The sequence below is a fragment of the Pedobacter sp. KBW06 genome (genome assembly GCF_003852525.1).
GTDB lineage: Bacteria > Bacteroidota > Bacteroidia > Sphingobacteriales > Sphingobacteriaceae > Pedobacter.
Genome location: NZ_QAJL01000014.1, coordinates 1 through 2,303, shown reverse-complemented (window position 1 = coordinate 2,303; position 2,303 = coordinate 1). Strand labels below are relative to the sequence as shown.

The window sequence follows — 2,303 nt, the reverse complement described above, 5'->3', positions numbered from 1 at the left end:
GTAAGCCTGTAGTGAAAACTGCAGGCTTTTCTTGTTTACAGGGTTTTCTTGTTTACAAGCTTTTCCGGAATACCCTGAAAGATTGACTCCATTCTATAGTTTATGGAATTTTCTTGTTTACAGCCTTTTGGGGGAGGGACAGAACAGGTTCAGAATGCTCCTGTTTCCGGAAATCATTGAGAAGCATTTCCGAGACCTGTTTTCTTTATCATAGTCAGAAAACTGTTTATACTATTCCTGTTCCATGGAAGCCTTATGACTATCTCTCAGATCAGCTTTATTCTATAAGTTTCATGTGACATCAAAACCAGCTGCTTCGATTCTTAGCCCTTACATAAGACTGTTCCTGGATCACATCTCTCTTTTATCATAGAAATATGCCCCCCGGATACTAAAAGCGGGATTGCCTGTAAGGCATGTATTCATGGTATACTTTTATCGACCACTGAAAAAATGTTTAATACCTGAGCTGCAACGAATCATTTTTTATGGTGTCTTTATTTTTAAATTCAAACTTATGAATAAGAAAATAGCCTTCTACGCGATCTTTCAATCGCTTGCTTTATATTGTTCTGCTCAAAACCTTCCCAGCTTACTGCTTAACCGTAATATCAATTCAACCTTTTCTATTATAGCATATGATGCCGGCGCTCAGGAATGGGGAATTGCTGTGGCTACCAATAACATCTATGTTGGTAATTCTACTGTATATGTCCGGCCAGGATTGGCCGCATTTTCTGTGATTGCGGAAACAAAGCCCGATTATGCAATAAATGGTTTCGAAGAATTAGAGAAAGGTAAGTCGATTAAAGAAGCTATTGAATATACGAAAGATCGTGATGAAGACGCGAATTTCAGGCAGGTTGCTGGTATTGATTCCATTGGAAATGTTTATGCTTATACAGGTGCATCTTTGAAATTTTGGAAAGGTAGTGCTTCACATTTAGCAGGGAAGAATTATGTTGTGCTGGGAAATCAATTGGCTAAGGATGTGCTATCCTCTATGGCCACAAGCTATGAACATAGTAAGGGAACCTTAGCCGAACGCCTGTTAAAAAGTATTCGCGCCGGACAGAATGCCGGAGGACAAATCACAGGAAAGCAATCTGCAGCTTTAATGGTAAAAGGATTGCACCAGGAATGGTATAACCAAATTGATTTAAGAATCGATAATGCTAAACAGCCACTTTCTGATTTACAGCGCCTTTTGAATTTTCATTATGGACGTATAAAATTAAATCAAGCCATCCTGCTTTTGAAAAACGGGGAAAAGAAAAAAGGTCTTAGCCTCTTAACTGAAGCTGGTAAATTGGTCGAAGGCTGGAATGGTATTTACAGTAAGCTAATTATGGGGCTGTTGCTGGGAGGAAATGAACAAGCTGCAGTAAAAACCATTCTGAAAGCAATTAATGAAAACCCGGAATGGAAAGAAAATTTGGCCTGTTTCTATTTTTTAAGAAATCGGAAAGAATTAAGAACGTATTATAAAAAAAGGAAGTTTGGAGAAAAGGAATGGAGCCAGGCAATTCAATTTCTTATCGGAATTGATAGACCTGGGGAAGCATTGAAACTTAGTAACGAAGTAATAAAGAAATATCCCCGCTCATCTTATACCTATTATCTAAGGGGAGAGGCTCGTAAAGATACCAATGAAACAAAATCTGCAATTGCTGATTATAGGATGGCAATTGAATTAGATCGTAGTAACGAGGAAGCAGCATTGGCGTTGCGGCGAATGGAAAAAGAATAACTGCCCAGGCAAAGATATCATCATTGATGGCATTGTTGGTAGTAGTTTTGGCTGCAGTTCTTTATTATTTGATAAAGAGGGCTTCATTTTTGTTTAATACGAAGCAGGGAAGAAGATTCATTTTCCCTTTTTTGCCTTATAGAACAGAAGAAAAGGATTTTTTCTGTTCCCCGCGCAAGGACTAAAGATTCCCAATACCAGGACTAATAGTAGGGTGATCTGGCTATATTCAAGATTAATTCGAGTATTTGCGAAAGTATGGAGAAAATTGAATGGGATTCTTTTTCTCAAGGGAATATTGCCATAGAGCTAAGGCTTAGTTCGTTGGCTTTTAATTCCTGGAAGGATTGTCTCAGATATTTGGGTTAATGTTAAGATAAATACAATTTTATGTAAATAAAGTTTGCAGGGAGCAAAAATAATCCTACTTTTGCATCCCGCTTCGGAGGAAGAGAAACAGTGAGGTTGATACAGAGAGAAGGATTTGAAAGATTGCAGTAGAGATAAGTCAGAAGTTGTTTTGACGGGTTTAGTAACCAGATAAAACAAAAGA

General features: G+C 38.0%; 1 protein-coding gene. It reads left to right on the top strand.

All coding sequences use genetic code 11. The features are described 5' to 3' along the window. The first annotated feature begins 517 nt into the window (after positions 1-517). The gene (locus DBR43_RS32825) at positions 518-1,750 is read left to right on the top strand and encodes a DUF1028 domain-containing protein (RefSeq protein ID WP_158622662.1); all 1,233 of its coding nucleotides are present in this window, start codon (positions 518-520) and stop codon (positions 1,748-1,750) included. The last annotated feature ends 553 nt before the right edge of the window (positions 1,751-2,303 follow it).

What these genes read in the sequence shown, in the direction of transcription:
- DBR43_RS32825 (WP_158622662.1), top strand. Translation starts at nt 518, where the DNA reads ATGAATAAGAAAATAGCCTTCTACGCGATCTTTCAATCGCTTGCTTTA.